Source organism: Bradyrhizobium sp. 164, assembly GCF_023073715.1.
GTDB lineage: Bacteria > Pseudomonadota > Alphaproteobacteria > Rhizobiales > Xanthobacteraceae > Bradyrhizobium.
In genome coordinates, this window is record NZ_JADPKA010000014.1 from 1 (window position 1) to 17,400 (window position 17,400).

Sequence of the window (17,400 nt, forward strand, 5' to 3'; positions counted from 1 at the left end):
CGTTGTTCGGCTCCTGCTCGAACTTCACCAATTGATTGTCGACGGTGTCCAGGCTCTCGCTGGTCTCCGTCAAAAACTCCCGCAACAGATCATCCATGAGGTACGCCTTACTGAGCTGGACTTCCGCGGCTGAGCCGCCCTTGGCATCGACAGAAGCCCTCTTTCGATCGTTAGACATCCCCTTTCACGGTCCCGTTAATTTCAGCCTCCGTGCTAATACGGATATTGAAGACAAGTTTGCCGTTCGGCGGCATGCCAGGGCACATTTCGGCAAAACCGGCACCGGGCCGCGACGGCGAAGGGCGTGAGGTAAAGGCGCCAATTACGGCGCACGGCGCGCGCGAGAAAGTCCTGTCCGTGAAGGCGATAGGCACGGCCTGCGTGAAATTGAATGGAGCCGGCGCGCGATCGCGCTCGCCCTCGCGAGGCTCGCTTCGTGCTTTGCCGAGATCCGCGAATTTCGCATATTCGGTAAACGAACCGTTACCCCATGGCCGGTGCGGCTCGTTCCGCGCTAACCAGCCGCGCGGACGAGTCGATCTCAGCGCCGGCGGGCGCCGCGCTGACGCACGTCTACTTTCCGCACGGCGTGTCCTCATGCCGACGCCGGACATCTTGTCCCAATTGCCAACATAGCCCGACGTGAACATGATGGAACTTACTCGCACAAGGAGCGATGGTTCAGAAGGCGAGGAGGCAGCTTTGGAAACGACGGGGCGCCCATCCAACGGTTTCCTGTCTGCGCTGTCGGCAGACGATTATGAGCTGATCCGCCCGCACCTGCGTGCGGTCGATCTGCCCCATGACGCGGTGCTGGTCGAAGCCGGCGAGACGCTCAAGCGCGCCTATTTTCCTCACCGCGGCGTCATCTCGCTGGTGGTGAAGCTCGCCAAGGGCGAGCATGTGCAGGTCGCGATGATCGGCCGCGACAGCCTGCTCGGGACACTCTCGACCATGGGCGATGCATGCGCGCTGAACACGGCCGTCGTGCTGATTCCCGGGGTCGCGTCCGTGATGGATCTCGACCGGCTGCGCGGCGCGGCCGACCAGAGCAGCAGCTTGCGGACCTTGCTCACGCGCCACGGTCTGGCGGTCTACGCGCAGGTCCAGCAGACCGCAGGCTGCAACGCCGCCCATTCGGTGGAGTCGCGGCTGTCGCGCTGCCTCCTGCACACTCACGACCTGTCGGGCGACTACCGGCTGCTGCTGACCCAGGAGGCCATGGCACAGATGATAGGGGCGCGGCGCAACAGCGTGTCGCTGGTCGCCAACACCTTGCAGCAGGCCAATTTCATCCACTACAGCCGCGGACACATCCAGATCATGAACCTGGACGGCCTGCGTCAGACCGCGTGCGAATGCTACGCCACCGTGAAGGCGCATTACGACCGGCTGCTCGGCCCGCGCTGACCCGCACGCGTGGTAAACCGACGGCTAATGCCGGCCTGCAAACAGGAGTCGTCCTGCTTCCGGAACTGAAATCTGGATGCCGTAGACATGGCGGGCCTCGCACCGATTCCGGCCCGCGCGGCATCGAATCGTGATCGAGGCAGGCCAGGCCATGTTTGAAGTGAGCGTCGCGCCGGCGCAGAATGTGCTCGATGGCGCGCCCGCGCGCGACCCGAATGCTTATGCGACGCTGGTGCGCGAAATCGGCGAGAACGGGGCCCGCGAGGTGCGTGCGGTGTTCTGGACCGAGACCTGCGCGCGCCTGCAACTGTTCCGCACGCTCTCGGGCGAGCAGCACCAGGCGAGGTTCGCGCGCGAAGCACATTCGTTGAAGAGTGCGGCCGGCACGTTCGGCTATGCCAGGCTGGCGGCGCTGGCGCTGCGGTTGGAGAAGTCAGCGCAGACGCTTCACGACACTGAACTCCGCGAGCTCCTGGACCTGATGGATGCGGCCTACGCCGCGGCGCGCGCGCAGGAACCGGAAGGCTAGAGCCATTTCCGTTCCGAGGGAATCGAAGCGGACGTTGTGTTCCTGGTTTGACGCGTTTTCTTGACGCGAACCGGCTCCACTTCGCTCGAAAACGCTGTAAACCACCCGCGCGTGTATTCCCGCCGTACTTCTACGGCTTGGAATTTTCACAGATGGCTAATCATAGCTGGCGATAGTCGCGAGAAACCAGGAGGGTTTCCATGTTCACCTACGAGACTGCGGACCAGAAGGAGGTCCGTCGCTTCCGCATCGCTCAGTTCAACGGCCGGATGGCGACCGTGAAGTCTGGCGGGTCGACGGTGACTGGCTTCGTGCGCTCGGTACTCGAGCAGGAATCGAGCATCCCTCCCCGCTGGACCATCACGATCATCCCGAACGCACCGAAGGACGAGCCCAAGCCGCTGCGGCCCGTATCGCGCACGCGCCCCTTCGCCGAAGACTATTTCTGAGCGGGATCGGCTTTCTCCCGGGCCGCGCCGCCGGCCGGGCACAAAGCGACCATCAACCTCAATCGATCGAATGCAGCAGCGCCGCACGGACGAGGTCCGCGGTGTTGCGCGCACCGAGCTTGCGCATCGCCTCGGCGCGGTGGCTTTCGAATGTACGTGGGCTGATCTGCATCCGAAGCGCGCCCTGCTTGTTCGAATAACCTTCGCTGATCAGCCTCAGCACCTCGCGCTCGCGCTTGGTCAGCCGCTTCTGGCCGGACAGGCCAATCAATTCGGCGCTAGGCACGCGTTGCGGCAGCGGCACGCGCGGGATCCGCGCTGCGGCGTCCCCGGTCCCGGATGGGGTCGGCAGGCCGCCCTTGTGAGGACCGGCAAGCTGCTTGACGAGGCCACAAACGCGCTCGGTCTGCGCCAGCGCATTCTCGACCACGCGCTGCAAATAGGCGCGATCGCCGGTGACGGGCGCGAGCTGATCGCTGTGATGCTTGATCTCGCCCATGTAGAGCAGGAGCGCAGTCAGGGGGCCGTTGAGCTCGCGGGCAATGGCGGCGGCCATTTCGTCGGCGGCCTTGGCACGGACGGCGTTCAGGCGGACGAAATCGAGCTCTTCAGCTGGAGCAGCGCTGCGTTCGTACCATTCCGACGGCCGCGAATCAGTGGCCGTATCATTCTGTGACGCCATGTCACTCGTTTAGCGGAACCGAGCCCGGTCTGTGATTAACTTTTTGCTCCGTAAGACTACGGTGATTTCGGCAGCTTTGCGCTAAATCCGCGGCATCGGCACAATTTATGCTTGCACGGCGCCGTCGCCGACCGCGCAGAGGTTGAGATTTCGCCTCAAATTCTGGAGCACGCGGGCGAAGAACCCTCAACCGGCACCTCCGCTCCTGCCAGTCCCCCGGATTTTACGGATTAATTAACGGCGACTTGCTTCTCTAAGCGAGGTTGAGAGCGCGCAAATGCCTCCACGCATTGGGCCCGCAAGCCTGCGGGAGACGCTGCGAAAGATTGCGTGCCATGAACGAGATCGATCGGCTGTCGGAATTCTTGCAGAGGCTGACGCCGATGTCGCGGAGCTGTCTGCTCAGCGAACTCGAGCGGCTTGAGCTGTGTGGCATCGACATGCCGGGCTCCGCCGACATTCAGTCCCGCTTGCGCGCCGAGTTTCGCAAGGACGGATCGGCCCATTCGCGCGCCACCAGCCCCTCGCGCTATTTCTTCGCGCCGCTCGAGCTCCTCCTGATCGATGGCGCACCCGAGCACGCCAATGCGGGGCGGATCTCACGCAACACCCTCACCCCGATCTGGGAGTGGATCTGCCGCGACCTGCTGCCGACCATGGCGCGCGACTACATCAAGGCGATCAACGACCAGATTGCCGCCAACAACCTGAAGGAAGTGCAGAAAATCGCATCGACCTTCCAGACCAAGGTCCTCAAGGTCCTCGAGAGCACCCTGGCGTCGGCGGACAGCACCCAGCTCGCACGCGCCAAGCTCGCGCAGTACACCGCATCGCGCACCGCCTTCGACGACGTGATGAAGATGCTGGACGTGCTGCGCGCCGGCGACGCGCTGCCGAAATTCAACGCGAAGCTGCCCGAACGGATCGCGAAGTTCGATGACAACCAGGTGGCCCAGATCACCTGGCAACTCGACGCCTTCGGGAAGTCCCATCCCCGCGCGCTGCCCTTCGCGCTGACACTGGTGGCAAGGCGCCTGAAGACGCCCTGGCAATTGGTACGCCTTGCCACCAAGGCCGCCGCGAGCAAGTCCGCCGCAGACGTCGCCGCCGCGCCCTATGCCTGCGTCGTCCCCATGGTGCTCGACCGCCTCGACGACAAGCGCCTCGCTCTTCGGGTCGCGCTCCGGCACAACCGCGTGCTGGTCGCCCGCGACCTGCTTGCCGAGATCTACGACACCGAATACGCGCTCAAGGTCCGCATCGACGGCATCGAACATTGCGATTGGGGCATCCGCCTCCAGCAATTGATGGACGCGATCGCGGCGCTGGTGTCCGCCGAGGTCAGCCGCTTCCCCGCCAATGTCGGCCACATTCTCGGATCGCGCCGGCTGCGCAGCCACGATACGTTGGGCGGCAAGTTGACCTATCTGGCCTGGAAGGGACGCGACGCCATGCAGGACGGCGCGGCGGCGTTTCGCAAATTGATCGGGCAGACCTGATATCGCGCAGTCATCAAAGCGCGAGAGGCTTTCGCGTTATCGGTGAGCGATCATGTCCTAATGCGCGCGCGGCAGGCAGAGGAAGCGATCGAGAAATCGCCCCGACAGCACGAATCTGAACCACCAATACATCATTCGCCGCATTGTCATTGCTGCAATCCTCGACAGCCCACCACCGGCTGGCGGAGCAATAGCGCAGGAGCAGCAATGCGCATGTGATGTGTTTCACATTTGGGTCGAACACGCGCGGACGCATCGTCGCAGAACTGTCACGAGCGAAGGTAGAACGTGCGCGCATCGCGCGAAAATGAGTTCCACGGCCACAGCTGTCGCTCCTATCCTCCGATGCAACGAAAGAACGAACCGTAAGGAGGTCGTGATGAGATCGAACCGATTGATCCTGACGATGGTGACGTTGCTCGTGAGTGCGCTCGCGCTCACATCGACGACGATGGCGCAAACGACGCCGCAAGGCGATGCTGCGCCGACCGCCGACAACGCGGTGCTGCTGACCGTCTTCTTCAAGCACGATCAATCCCGGCCGCTTCACGAGCTGAATACGCAACTCGAAAAGCAGGGCTTCTACAAGGCGTTTCCGCCGCCCGGCGTCGAGGTCTTGAGCTGGTATGTGATGATGGGCATTGGCCAGGTGATCACGCTGCGCCTGCCGGCGTCGCGGCTGCGCGAGGTCAACCGCGTGATCGAGGACACGGCATGGGGCCCTTACCGCACCGAATTCCATCCGACCTATGACTACAAGGCGGTTGGCGTGGCACAACACGAAAAAGCCGCCGGAAATTAATTCTCTAATCGCCCTGTCATTGCAGCGAACGGCTACGCAACCGCATCGCTCGATGCGTGGCATCGGCGAGCCGCGCTTCGATCGATCGCGCGGGAGAAATTCCGCATGCGCTGGCTGTCGTTGTCCGTGCGGTGCCTGAGTATGCAAATTCTTTTCGAAGATTCTGTCGACAAATTAGCTCGAATTGCAGCGCTTAACGTTACTCAGATAATTCAACAACGATGTGAAGCTCTCCTTATTTGAACCCACGCTCGCCGTTTAAGAAACTGTCACGGAACGGGAGTGGTATGAGATGAACGATGGGATTATTGAACTCGTCGGACGAAGGCCTGTGACCTTCGGACGGCGAAAGGTGACGCCGCGCGCCTGCGTGGCCGACAGCAAGCGCCACTTGCGTGCATTCCTCAGCGAGGTGCTCGAGGATCTGGGCTTCGTCACCAGCGAATGCGCCAGCGCGGACGAGCTGCAAACCATGCTCGCCACCGAATTGCCGGACCTGATCCTGCTCGGCGTCGCCACCGATGGCATCGAGCCGGGAAGATTCCTGGAGATTTTGGTGCGCGAGGCATTTGCGGGGAAGGTTCTCGCGGTCGGCGCCCGCGAATCGATCATCGTCAGGGCCGTGCGGCAGGTCGGCGAGGAATATGGCCTTGCGATGCTGCCGCCGCTGACCACCCCCTTTGCCGCGGAGACGCTGCGCGAGCGTGTCGCGATGCTGCTGCCGGAGGAGCCGGCGCCGAGCCCGGCCGTGCATGTCGGCGAGGCCTTGCATGCCGGCTGGCTGGAGCTCTGGTACCAGCCCAAGATCGACGCCCGCACGCTGATCCGCAGCGGCGCCGAGGCGCTGGTGCGAATGCGCCATCCGACCTGGGGCGTCGTGCCGCCGGCCTATTTCATTCCCGAGGAGCACGATCCGCATCTGCGTGACCTCTCGGAATTCGTGATCGAGCGCGCCATGCAGGACTGGCACTATCTGCTGGAGCAGCAGAGTCCGGTCGATCTCTCGATCAACCTGCCGGCGTCCTACCTGAAGGAGCCGCAGGCGGTGCGCGATCTCTGCCGCCGCATGCCGACGCATCCGGCCTTCGGCGGCTTGACGATCGAAATCGACAGCCAAGACGCGACCCGCGATCTCGACCACCTGACGGAGATCGCGCGCGAGGTGGGTCTGCACAATATCGGCCTCGCCGTGGACAATCTCGGCGCCGACTGGCCGGCGCTGATGGGCCTCGACAAGATTCCCTTCGTCATGCTGAAGGCGGACCGGCATTTCGTCACCGGCAGCGGCAATGACCGGCTGAAGCGCACGGTGTGCCGTCACATCGTCGAGCTCGCGCAGGGCTACGGCGCGCGCGTGGTCGCCGAGGGCGTCGAGAGCCGCACCGACCTCGTCGCCGCGAACGAGCTCGGCTTCGATCTCGTGCAGGGCTTTCTGTTCGGCAAGCCGATGCCGCTGAAGAAGTTCGCCCGCTCGACGCTGACGAAAACGGTGATGGAGTGAGCTCGTTCGCGGCTCGTATGTCGCTGGAGACGCGCGAGAATCGTCAAGCTCGCGCGTGTTCGCCGGTCTGCCTGGCCGGGCACTTACGCTATTGCGGCGCTGACATCGGTCGGCGACTGCACGGCGCCCGGCTCACCATGCGAGACGCGCGCCTCGGCTCGCTCGAGGTGAAGCGCGAAACCACTCGCCTCGGGAGGCTCGAGCCCGGCGCGCAGCTGCATGCTCGGAATCAGGTAATCGCCGCCGTTTTGGCGCCGATAGGGAATGGGCGAGGCCGTCGCAAGCGTTCTCATCCTCTCGCGCAAACGTTCGGCGATCGCTTCGAAACCGGCTTCGCCGAGCTTGTCGGCCTTGTAGACGACGAACGGCGGAAGGACGTCATAGCCGGGGTAATAGAGGATGCCGTGATTGATCGGAAACAGCAGGTCCTCGATCGGCCCGTTGATCCCCCGGGCCGAATAATGCTCCTGCCAGCCGCCGGCCGTCACGATCAGCATCGCGCGCTTGCCCGCTAGCGTGCCCTCGCCGTAGCGGTCGCCCCACCGCTTGTCGCTGTGCTCGCCGACGCCATACGCGAAGCCGTAGGCGAACACGCGGTCGACCCAGCCCTTGAGGATCGCCGGCATGCTGAACCACCACAGCGGGAATTGCAGAATCAGCACGTCTGCCCACAGCAGCTTCTCGATCTCGCGCTTGACGTCAGGAGTGAGTGTGCCGGCCTCGAAGGCCTGCTTGGATGCAGCGGCGGGCGCCAGCCGCGCGTCCGCTAGCAGTGACGGGAAGTCGGCGCGATCGACCTCCGATTTCCAGCCTTGGGCATAGAGGTCCGTCGCCCGCACCTCATGGCCCTGGGCCTCGAGCTCTCTGGCGGCAACATCCCGGAGCGAGCCATTGAGCGAACGCTGTTCGGGATGCGCAAAAACAATCAACACTTTCATGATCAGCACCATTCGTTGACGATGTCCCGCAGCTAGCGCGGCGGGCTGCAAACCGGTAGATGTCGGCAATGAATAGGATTATGCCGGAAAATGGATAAATCGGAGGTCACGCTCGAGCGCATGCGCAGTTTCGTGCGGGTCGCCGAGCGCGGAAACCTGTCGGCCGTCGCACGCGAGCTTGGGTTGGGCCAATCCACGGTGACACGGCACATCCGCGAACTGGAGCAAGCCGTCGGCGTGCCGCTGCTCACCAGGACCACGCGCAGGGTGACGATGACGGAGGAGGGGCGCCGCTACTATGCCGACTGCGTGCAGATCCTGCGCCTGGTCGAGCACGCCGGCGACGAGGCGCGCAGCACGCGCGATGCGCCCGCTGGAATGGTACGGATATCCTGCACTGCGGCCTTCGGCGTGCTCCACGTCAGCCGTTTCATCTTCGCGTTCCAGGACCGTTATCCGGACGTGTCGGTGGATCTCAGCCTGACCGACGAACGGATCGACCTTGTGAGGGAAGGTGTCGACGTCGCACTCCGTCTGGGGCCGCTTGCCGAGAGTTCGATGAAGCTCAAGTCCCTGGGACAGTCGCGGCGGGTGCTTGTCGCCGCACCGACCTATCTTGCCGAGTGTGGCAGGCCCGCGCGTCCGCAAGACCTCGCCAATCACCAGGCAATCAGGATGTCCGACATCGCCGGCAGCGATGTGCTTGTCCTGCAAGGACGTCGTGGCGGCCGCCATGCGGTCCCGTTCGCCGGACGGTTGCGCGTCGATCACGGACTTGCCGCGCGAGAGGCGCTCGCGGCGGGCCGCGGGATTGCACCCGCACATCTTTGGCTCGTCGGCGACCTTCTCGCGACCGGCCGACTCGAACACGTGCTTGCGGACTATTCGCCGCCTCCCGTTCCACTGAAGATGCTGATCGTGCCGGAGCGGTCCGGCGTCGCGCGGGTGCGGCTGCTGGTCGATTTTCTCGCCGAGCAGATCGCGCGAATCCCTGGGATCGAAAAATCGCCGGGCAGAAGGCAGAACTAGCTGGCCATCGTCACGCAAACCGCCGCGCGAAGAAGACGCAAACGACCACGAGGAGAGTCGCGGCGATCATGCTCCAGGCAACCGGCTCGTGCAGCAACAGGCCGGCAAGCGCGAGACCGAAGAATGGCTGGAGCTGCTGCAACTGGCCGACGCGGGCGATGCCGCCGAGCGCGAGCCCGCGATACCAGAAGATGAATCCGACGAACATGCTGAAGACGGAGACGTAGGCAAGCCCGACCCAGGCGGGCGCACTGACGCCGCTCCATGTCGGTGGCCAGGTCCAAATCACGACGGGCACCATCAGCGGCAGCGCGAGCAGCAGCGCCCAGGAGATCACCTGCCAGCCGCCGAGGCGGCGCGACAGCGCGGCGCCTTCGGCATAGCCGAGGCCGCACAAGATGATCGCAGCCACCATCAGAAGATCCCCGGTCAGCGAGCTTGAGCCGTCGTTCGACAGGGCAAAGCCCGCCACGGTCGCACTGCCGAGGACGGCGAACAGCCAGAACAGCGGCTGCGGCCGCTCACCGCCGCGCAATACGCCGAATATCGCGGTCGATAGCGGCAAGAGGCCGATGAAGACGATCGAATGCGCCGAGGTGATGTGCTGGAGCGCGAGCGCAGTCAGCAAGGGAAAGCCGACCACGACACCGATGGCGACGATGGCGAGCGAGGCGAGATCCTGCCTCCCCGGCCGCGCCTGACGGAGCAAGCCGAGCACGGCCAGGCCTATCAACGCCGCAATGACCGCGCGCGCGGATGTCAGGAACAGCGCGGAGAAGCCGCCGACCGCCACGCGCGTCGCCGGCAGCGAGCCGCTGAAGATGATGACGCCGAGAAGCCCGTTGCCCCAGCCGCTGCCGGAAGATTGCATTCCTGTCTCGCTTTTGGCTCGCGATCCTGGGGCATCGCAGATGACAAGGCCAGCGACAGTTCAGTACAATCTGGCGAAACTGTATGGATATGGAAGGCACTACACTTGGACAGCGACGCATCAGCGAGAGGGCGCAACGGAACGCGGACCGCAGACGTGATGAGCGCGATCCGGGCCAAGGTCGCGGGCCGCGCGCTCGGCGCCGGCGACCGCTTGCCGTCGATCCGCAGCCTTGCCGCGACGATGCGGGTTTCGCCTTCGACCGTCGTCGAAGCCTATGACCGTCTGGCTGCGGAAGGGTTGATCCGCGCCCGCCGCGGCTCGGGCTTCTACGTCTCGCCGGCGATTATGCCGCCGCTCGCATTGACCGAGGCCGAGCCGCGCCGCGACCGGGAAGTCGATCCGTTCTGGGTCTCGCGGCAGTCGCTCGACGCCGATGCAGTCGCGCCAAAGCCCGGCTGCGGCTGGCTTCCTCCGGAGTGGATGCCCGAAGCAGCGCTCCGACGCGCCACCCGCGCGCTGGCACGCACCGACGCCAGCCTATTGACCAACTACGGCAGCACGCGCGGTTTGCCGGCGCTGCGCCGGCTGTTGCTCACGCGCCTGGCCGAAGATGCGATCGAGGCATCGATCGACCAGCTCATGCTGACGGGGTCAGGCACGCAGGCGACCGACTTGATCTGCCGCTTCCTGCTCCGTCCCGGCGACACCGTGCTGGTGGACGATCCCTGCTACTTCAATTTTCGCGCCTTGCTGCGGGCGCATCAGGCAAGAATCGTCGGCGTGCCCTACACGTCATCGGGTCCTGATGTCGCAAGCTTCGAGCAGATCCTCGCCAGCGAGCGGCCGCGGCTGTACATCACCAATTCAGCGCTCCACAATCCGACCGGCGCGACGCTGTCGCTTCCGACCGCGCATCGGCTTTTGACCGCGGCCACCGCGCACGACCTCACTATCATCGAGGACGACATTTTCGGCGACTTCGAGCCGGAGCGGTCGCCGCGCTTGGCAGCGCTCGACGGGCTCAACCGCGTGATCCGCGTCGGCAGCTTTTCCAAGACGCTCTCCGCCTCGCTTCGCTGCGGCTATATCGCCGCGCGTGCCGACTGGATCGAGCATCTGGTCGATCTTCAAGTCGCAACCAGCTTTGACGGCCCGAGCCCGGTCGCGACGGAGGTCATCGCAACGGTGCTGGCCGGCGGCAGCTATCGCAAGCACATGGACGAGCTCAGGCAAAAGCTCATGCGCGCCCGGCGCGACGTCGCGCGTAAGCTTCAGGCGCTCAGCATCGAGCCATGGCTGATGCCGCGCGGCGGCTTCTTCCTGTGGTGCCGTCTCCGGGACAGCCAGGATGCTACGGCCGTTGCACGCGCGGCTCTCGAGGTGGATGTGGTGCTGGCACCCGGCAACGTGTTCAGCGTGTCGCAGACGGCGTCGCACTTCATGCGGTTCAACGTAGCGCAGATGAGCGATCCGCGAGTTTGGGACGTGATGCGGCGGGCGTTAAAGGCGGGTGGCGCGGCGTGACTTGGGCAGCCCCGTGTCAGTCAGGATCAGTTCGCCCGTCCAGCGATCCCTGCCCCTCCAACATTGACAGCGCGGACCGGACTCTCTCTCGGAATCAATACACCTTCTTCGTGCGGGCAACCGATAATTCCGTCGACCACCGCTATCGATGCGCACCGAATGCCGCTTAAGAAAACCGACAATTTCCGCAAGCGTGGTCTTATCCGACCGCACATCTGCGGATTCGAAAGCAAACGGCGCAACTCAGGCTCGGCTCCTTCAGCCCGGATGCAGGAGAGACAGCAACCTTGGAAGCGAACGTGTTGTCAGGACCGTAGAAGGCGATCGTCCGGACGGCAAAACCGCGCATGCGCTGGTTCGCTTTTCTTTCGCAGCCATTTGTCAGGACGCGGCCCGATCTTCATTGGCGTGACCAAATCCGCTCGCGGAATTCCTTGACCGGTACGCTCCGACGTCGCTGGATGAAATGGCGGAGAGGGAGGGATTCGAACCCCCGATAGGCTTGCACCTATGCCGCATTTCGAGTGCGGTGCATTCAACCACTCTGCCACCTCTCCTGAAGGTGCCGATAAGAGGTAGGAACCCCCTGTGGTCGGGGCGTGTAATAGGCGAGGATGGCCGGCCAGACAAGGCGCGAAAGGCGAAAATCCGCCGCCTGTTTCATCTCTTGGCCTGGAGCTCCGCTCCGGTGAATCGGAACGGAGCTTTAGATTTTAGTTTTGACGCGTTTTCTTGACGCCAACTGGTGTCACTTCGCTCGAAAACGCTGCTGCATTCCGAAAGGAACCGCCGTGGAGCATCTGACCGTCCCCGCCAATGGCGCCAATTTCCACCTGGTCCGCGCCGGGCGGGGCCAACCGCTGCTTTTGCTGCACGGTTGGCCGGAATTCTGGCTGACCTGGGAGCCGGTGATGATGCGGCTTTCGGACCGCTTCATGCTGATCGCGCCCGATTTGCGCGGCTTCGGTGACAGCGACAAGCCTGACGGCCCTTACGGGCCGGATGGCCACGCGGCGGACATGCTGGCGCTGATGGACCGGCTCGGCATCGAGCGATTCGGCGTCGTGGGTCATGACGTCGGTGGCGCCGTGATGCAGCCCCTGGCCCGGCGGGCACCGACGCGGCTCGCCGGGCTGCTCTTCTTCGATTTCGTCTATCCCGGCATCGGGCCGCGCATGGTGGCGCCCGACCGGCTCAACCACATCTGGTACCAGTCCTTTCACCAGATGGAGATGGCAGCCAGCCTCGTCGGCGCCAGCCGCGAGACCTGCCGGCTCTACATCGGCCACTTCCTGAAAGGCTGGGCGCACCGGAAGAGTGCTTTCGACGACGTGCTCGACGCCTTCGCCGACAACTTCCTCAAGGACGGCAATCTCGCCGGCGGCTTTGCGCATTATCGCGCCTCGCATGCCGGGCGCGTCGCGATGATGAAGGGTGAGGCGCCGCGCCTGCCGCCGATCAATGTGCCGACCTGCGTGCGCTGGGCCGAGCACGACCCGCTGTTTCCCTATGCCTGGACCGATCGGCTCGGGGAAACCTTCAGCGAGCTCGATCTGGCGATGTTTCCGGACGTGGGGCACTTCCCACATCGGGAAGATCCGGAGCGCGCGGCTGCGGAGATCGCGGCGTTCTTTCAGCGCATCGGCTGGAGCTGAATCAAGGGGAGCTCGTGCGATGATGGAGGTGCACTCCCTCTCCCGCTTGCGGAAGAGGGTCGGGGAGAGGGTGTTTCCGCAATGGGATTGTTGGATTGCTGAGGACGTCCCGACGCGGCGAGAACCCTCACCCGCCGCGCTCTGCGAGCGCGTCGGCCTCTCCCGCTTGCGGGAGAAGCGGGGGCAAGCCCGAGCTACGTCTGATCGCATATACTTCCAAAAACGGGGTGGGACCGCCAGACGCGGTAAACACTGGCGGTCCCGATGCCGCTCATTGAAATACTGGCCAGGAAGGGCGGCTTCGCCGGCCGAGTGAAGCGACGGTTCGACGGTAGCGCGCAGCCGGCATGGCGCAACGCAATCCGCCCCTTAACCTTGCCAGTCAAGGTTACTCCTTGTTGTCCTTGCCCTTTTTCTTCCCGTTCTCCGTGGAATCACGGTCTTTGCCGTTGCCGTTGTCCTTGCGGCGGTTGGTGAAGCGCGCATTGCCGAGCCCGGTGCCGATGGTGAGGACGCCCCAGCGGTCGACATCCTGCATGAACGGTACTTCCGAAAGGCCCTGAACCACGCCGTCATTGTGCATCAGGATCGCGGTGTCGTGCTCGCCGATCTGCGGGATGGCTTCGGTGAGGCTCGCCGGCAGGTTGAACTTGCTGCTCTCCCAATTGCCCGGGAGATTCTGCGCGCCCTTCTCGATGGAGCCGTCCGCGTTGATCACTCCGGGACAGGCGATGCCGATGAACGGCGCGAGCTTGAAGCCTTCGGCTTCGGCATCCTCGATGAGGCCTTCGAGCATCTTGACGAGCCGCTTCACCGCGGCCTCGCGGCTCGGCTCATCATCGGCATGGCGCCACAGATCGGATTTGAAGACGACGGCCTTGGACAGATCGGGCGCCTTCTTCCAGCGCGTCTCAACGATCCCGCAGCGGATGTTGGTGCCGCCGATATCGACCGCGAGGATGCTGTCATAGGCCTCGAAAATCCAGGACGGCGCAAGGTGCAGGGCTCCAATCAAGCCGGCGTCGTCAGGATCGAAGCGGATCGGCACCAGATCGACCTTGAAGCCTTCCGACTTGAGGATGATCTCGGCCCGGGCAATGGCGATTTCGCCGAGCCGGCTCGCACGAAAGCCGCCGCCGACCACGATGCACTCGGTCTTGGCCCAGGCCTTGGTCTTGAGGAACCGCCGCGTCACGTAGGCGAGCTCCTGCGCGAAATCCTCGATCGCGCTGTGCACGACGGCCGTGGCCTCGGTATCGTCGCCGACCAGAACGGCATCGAGGACCTTCTTGCTGATCTTGTCGGACGGTTCGTCGCCGAAGGGATCCTCGCCGCTCTTGCGAAGCGGTTTGCGCCACTCTTCAAGGATCTCGCGAAATGCGCCCTTGCTGGCGCGATCGCCCAGAAAGCCCTCGTCGTCCTTGATCTCGATGTTGAAGCTGTCGACGTCGACCGACGGCAGGCGGCTCGCCCCGTGCTGGGCGATGCCCGTCGTCTTGACCAGCTCGTCTGTTGCCATGATAGCCCTTGCCCGCGTGTTCGATTTGCGAGGACACAACGGGGAGGGAACTCGTTGGTTGCAAGCCGGCCGCAGATTCAGCCCAAGCACCGCAACGGGCCCAAAATCCTTCAAATCCTGGCCGTTTTCGGCGGTTTTCCTTGACTTGCGGCGTCCGGCGGCTATAAGTCCCACAACCGGCGCGGGGCGTTTCTCGCGCCGCTCGTTTTTGCGTGGGTTTTCAATGGGATAAGTCCCGCCCGCACAAAACTCGCATAAACCCGTAGCGACTGACAAAAAGCCGGCCCCGACGCTTCTCGTCGCGAGGCCGGGATTGAACACGAAGGAAAAAACGATGTTCGCAGTCATCAAAACCGGCGGCAAGCAATACCGCGTCGTGCCGGATGATGTTCTCGAAGTAGGCAAGATCGAAGGCGAAGTCGGCTCGATCGTGCAGCTGAATGACGTTCTGGTGGTCGGCGGCGACACGCCGGTCCTGGGCGTCCCGACGGTCGCAGGCGCGTCCGTTGCGGTCGAGGTGCTCGACCACAAGCGCGGACCGAAGGTCATCGCGTTCAAGAAGCGCCGCCGCAAGAACTCGCGCCGCAAGCGCGGCTACCGCGACGAGATCACGGTGCTGCGCGTCAGCGAGATCCTGACGGACGGCGCCAAGCCCACCAAGGGCCCGCGTCCGAAGAAGGAGAAGGTGGCCAAGGAGTCCGCACAGGAAGCCGCCGAATAAAAGATTTGATCACGCCAATTCACGAATTGATGCGTGAGAAATCGTGAAATGATTCCGTCAAGGAATTGATCTAGACATACGTAGGATTTCGGAGACGAGCCATGGCTCACAAAAAAGCAGGCGGTTCATCGCGTAACGGACGCGATTCGAAGGGCAAGCGCCTCGGCATCAAGGCGTTCGGCGGGGAGATCGTCACCCCCGGCAACATCATTGCGCGTCAGCGCGGCACCACCTGGCACCCCGGCCTTAATGTCGGCATGGGCACGGACCACACTTTGTTCGCCAAGGTCGAGGGTCGTGTTGCGTTCCAGGCCAAAGCCAACGGCCGCACCTTCGTATCGGTGCTCCCGATCGCTGAGGCGGCTGAATAGACGGTGGACCAAATTGGAGTCCGCCGGGTCCTGACCAAACCGGCGGAGTCCTAGAGATCAAGTGATCGAAGGCTCCAGGGGAGGCGGGAAACCGGCCTCCCCTTTTCTTTGACTTACTCACTTTGGAATTAGTGACTTTCCAGGAGCCGGACATGTTGCAGGATTTCTCGAGCGTGACCTTGCAGGAGGCGAGACCGAGCGTCGTCGCCACCGAGCGGCTGACGTTGCGGCGGCCGACACTGGCCGACGTCAGGACCATCGCGCGGCTCGCCAACGACCGCCGCATCGCAGAAAACACCCGCCGCCTCCCGCATCCCTATTCGCAGGATGACGCTGTTGAATTCATCCGCGCCACCGCCGCGCTCGGCAGCGAGACCGTATTCCTGATCGAGCACGATTCTGGGCCGATCGGCATGGTCGGCATCGACTGCTCCACACCGGACAATGCCGAGCTCGGCTACTGGCTCGGCGTCGAGCATTGGGGCCAGGGCTTTGCCACCGAGGCCGCGCGCGGCGCGATCGACTTCTTCTTCGAGGAGTTCGAGGACGACCAGCTCTATGCCGGCGCGCGCGTCACCAACCCGGCCTCGCGCAAGGTACTGGAGAAGTGCGGCTTCCAGTGGAGCGGCGTCCAGCTGCACCGCTTCCTGGCGCTTGGATCGTCCACGCCCGTCGATTGCTTCCGCCTGTCGCGCGGCGTGTGGGCGTCGCTCAAAAGCTGGAGCAGTGCAAGGCGGGTGAGGTAGTGGGCGAATCACCCTCCCCTGGAGGGGGAGGGTCGATCGCGCGAAGCGCGAGCGGGGGGTGATCTCCCCACTCGGGTAGCGTTCAATGCGGAGAGAGCGTCACCCCACCCCGCTACGCATTGCGCTTCGCTGCATGCGTAGCGACCCTCCCCCTCCAGGGGAGGGTGGGGATCAAGCCGGCGGATTCACTTCTGCGCTTTCACGCCCGAGATCGCGCTCCCGCAAGTAGATATAGAACCCGGCACCGATGATGATGGCTGCGCCGACGAGCGTTGCGACCTCAGGCACGTCGCCGAACACGACGAAGCCGAAGATCACGGCCCAGACGATCATCGAATATTGGTAGGGCACCACGACGCTGGCCGGCGCGAGCTTGAGCGAGCGGTTGACGCAGAACAGCGCGGTGACCGAGACGCATCCCGCCAGTGCGAAGATCAGGAGGCTGCCCGATGTCGGCGGCACCCAGTGAAATGCAGAGAGCACGGCCCCCAGCGAAAACGTGCCGATGAATTGCGAGGACGCCATCACGATGTCAGGCGTCTTGCGCAGGCTGCGCGTGATCAGCATCAGCGTCGCAAACGACAGGCTGCCGCCGAGCGCGATCAGCGCCGGCAGGCTTACGGTCTGCGCGGATGGCCGCAGCGCGATCAAGACGCCGCAGAAACCGATCAGGATCGCGGTCCAGCGCCGCCAGCCGACCCGCTCGCCCAGAAAGATCGCCGACATCGCGGTGACGAAGATGGGGCCGGCCAGATAATAAGTGATGACGTCGGCGAGCGGCAGATAGACGGTCGCGAGGAAGAAGGCGGCCACCTCCAGCGTCGACAGCACGACGCGAAACAGCTGCAGCCGCGGCCGCTCCAGCTCCAGGAATTGGCGACGCTGCCGCCAGATCAGCGGCGACAGCAAGAGCAGCGCCGCGCAGGCGCGCAGGAACAAGAGCTGCCCCACCGAATAGGTGCCGACCAGGAACTTGCCCATGGCGTCGCCGAACGAGAACAGGAAGATCGACAGCACCATCAAGGCGATGCCGGCGAGCCGTGCCGAGCGGTCGTCATAGGCGGAGAGAGACTTGAAGAAGGGCATTTGCGTCGTTTTAATCGCGTGGGCGCGCCGGACAAGTCCACCTCTGGTGAATTGAACGCATTGTC

Annotated in this window: 17 protein-coding genes and 1 tRNA gene; 12 read left to right on the forward strand and 6 right to left on the reverse strand. The window is 63.9% G+C overall.

Annotated elements, in window-relative coordinates:
- Window positions 1-702: 702 nt before the first annotated feature.
- From IVB01_RS04865 to IVB01_RS04875, 3 genes are all read left to right on the forward strand, one after another.
- Window positions 703-1,410 carry a Crp/Fnr family transcriptional regulator gene (locus IVB01_RS04865; protein ID WP_247279923.1) on the forward strand — a complete coding sequence of 236 codons (708 nt, stop codon included), beginning with the start codon at window positions 703-705 and terminating at the stop codon, window positions 1,408-1,410.
- A 151-nt stretch (window positions 1,411-1,561) separates the two neighbouring features.
- Window positions 1,562-1,939, forward strand: coding sequence for an Hpt domain-containing protein (locus IVB01_RS04870; protein WP_247279924.1), 378 nt, complete (start codon window positions 1,562-1,564; stop codon window positions 1,937-1,939).
- Window positions 1,940-2,139: 200 nt separating this feature from the next.
- Window positions 2,140-2,388, forward strand: a complete 249-nt coding sequence (locus tag IVB01_RS04875) for a hypothetical protein (protein WP_247279910.1) — start codon at window positions 2,140-2,142, stop codon at window positions 2,386-2,388.
- Between the two features lie 58 nt (window positions 2,389-2,446).
- On the opposite strand, the gene IVB01_RS04880 is transcribed toward IVB01_RS04875, so the two are convergent.
- Entirely contained in the window at window positions 2,447-3,070 is a 624-nt protein-coding gene (locus IVB01_RS04880) for a helix-turn-helix transcriptional regulator (RefSeq protein ID WP_247279911.1), read from the reverse strand.
- A gap of 335 nt (window positions 3,071-3,405) precedes the next feature.
- Here IVB01_RS04880 and IVB01_RS04885 point away from each other — a divergent pair, with 335 nt between their 5' ends.
- The 3 genes from IVB01_RS04885 (at window position 3,406) to IVB01_RS04895 (ending at window position 6,872) form a co-directional block, all read left to right on the forward strand.
- On the forward strand, window positions 3,406-4,569 hold the full coding sequence (locus IVB01_RS04885; RefSeq protein ID WP_247279912.1) for a hypothetical protein: 1,164 nt from the start codon (window positions 3,406-3,408) through the stop codon (window positions 4,567-4,569).
- Window positions 4,570-4,948: 379 nt separating this feature from the next.
- The gene (locus IVB01_RS04890) at window positions 4,949-5,371 is read left to right on the forward strand and encodes a hypothetical protein (protein ID WP_247279913.1); all 423 of its coding nucleotides are present in this window, start codon (window positions 4,949-4,951) and stop codon (window positions 5,369-5,371) included.
- Between the two features lie 292 nt (window positions 5,372-5,663).
- Window positions 5,664-6,872 (forward strand): EAL domain-containing response regulator, encoded by a 1,209-nt coding sequence (locus IVB01_RS04895; RefSeq protein ID WP_247279914.1) that lies wholly within the window; start codon window positions 5,664-5,666, stop codon window positions 6,870-6,872.
- Between the two features lie 83 nt (window positions 6,873-6,955).
- Here the strand turns inward: IVB01_RS04895 and IVB01_RS04900 are convergent, their stop codons facing one another.
- Window positions 6,956-7,810: an NAD(P)H-dependent oxidoreductase gene (locus IVB01_RS04900; RefSeq protein WP_247279915.1), complete on the reverse strand. Its 855-nt coding sequence runs from the start codon at window positions 7,808-7,810 to the stop codon at window positions 6,956-6,958.
- A 90-nt stretch (window positions 7,811-7,900) separates the two neighbouring features.
- Here IVB01_RS04900 and IVB01_RS04905 point away from each other — a divergent pair, with 90 nt between their 5' ends.
- A complete protein-coding gene (locus tag IVB01_RS04905; RefSeq protein ID WP_247494283.1) occupies window positions 7,901-8,839 on the forward strand; it encodes a LysR family transcriptional regulator in 939 nt (312 codons plus the stop codon).
- A 10-nt stretch (window positions 8,840-8,849) separates the two neighbouring features.
- Here IVB01_RS04905 and IVB01_RS04910 read toward each other — a convergent pair whose 3' ends face one another.
- Window positions 8,850-9,710, reverse strand: coding sequence for a DMT family transporter (locus tag IVB01_RS04910; protein ID WP_247279917.1), 861 nt, complete (start codon window positions 9,708-9,710; stop codon window positions 8,850-8,852).
- Between the two features lie 159 nt (window positions 9,711-9,869).
- On the opposite strand from IVB01_RS04910, the gene IVB01_RS04915 reads away from it, so the two are divergent.
- Entirely contained in the window at window positions 9,870-11,237 is a 1,368-nt protein-coding gene (locus IVB01_RS04915) for a PLP-dependent aminotransferase family protein (RefSeq protein WP_247279918.1), read from the forward strand.
- A 467-nt stretch (window positions 11,238-11,704) separates the two neighbouring features.
- Here IVB01_RS04915 and IVB01_RS04920 read toward each other — a convergent pair.
- A tRNA-Ser gene (locus IVB01_RS04920) sits at window positions 11,705-11,794 on the reverse strand.
- 234 nt (window positions 11,795-12,028) lie between these two features.
- On the opposite strand from IVB01_RS04920, the gene IVB01_RS04925 reads away from it, so the two are divergent.
- Window positions 12,029-12,892, forward strand: a complete 864-nt coding sequence (locus IVB01_RS04925; protein ID WP_247279919.1) for an alpha/beta hydrolase — start codon at window positions 12,029-12,031, stop codon at window positions 12,890-12,892.
- A gap of 388 nt (window positions 12,893-13,280) precedes the next feature.
- Here IVB01_RS04925 and IVB01_RS04930 read toward each other — a convergent pair whose 3' ends face one another.
- Window positions 13,281-14,411: an ROK family protein gene (locus IVB01_RS04930; protein ID WP_247279920.1), complete on the reverse strand. Its 1,131-nt coding sequence runs from the start codon at window positions 14,409-14,411 to the stop codon at window positions 13,281-13,283.
- Window positions 14,412-14,745: 334 nt separating this feature from the next.
- Here IVB01_RS04930 and rplU point away from each other — a divergent pair, with 334 nt between their 5' ends.
- From rplU to IVB01_RS04945, 3 genes are all read left to right on the forward strand, one after another.
- A complete protein-coding gene (gene rplU, locus IVB01_RS04935; RefSeq protein WP_247279921.1) occupies window positions 14,746-15,132 on the forward strand; it encodes a 50S ribosomal protein L21 in 387 nt (128 codons plus the stop codon).
- A gap of 101 nt (window positions 15,133-15,233) precedes the next feature.
- Entirely contained in the window at window positions 15,234-15,503 is a 270-nt protein-coding gene (rpmA, locus tag IVB01_RS04940) for a 50S ribosomal protein L27 (RefSeq protein ID WP_018643862.1), read from the forward strand.
- Between the two features lie 152 nt (window positions 15,504-15,655).
- Window positions 15,656-16,249, forward strand: coding sequence for a GNAT family N-acetyltransferase (locus tag IVB01_RS04945; RefSeq protein ID WP_247279922.1), 594 nt, complete (start codon window positions 15,656-15,658; stop codon window positions 16,247-16,249).
- Between the two features lie 171 nt (window positions 16,250-16,420).
- Here IVB01_RS04945 and IVB01_RS04950 read toward each other — a convergent pair whose 3' ends face one another.
- Window positions 16,421-17,335: a DMT family transporter gene (locus tag IVB01_RS04950; RefSeq protein WP_247281215.1), complete on the reverse strand. Its 915-nt coding sequence runs from the start codon at window positions 17,333-17,335 to the stop codon at window positions 16,421-16,423.
- Window positions 17,336-17,400 lie beyond the last annotated feature (65 nt).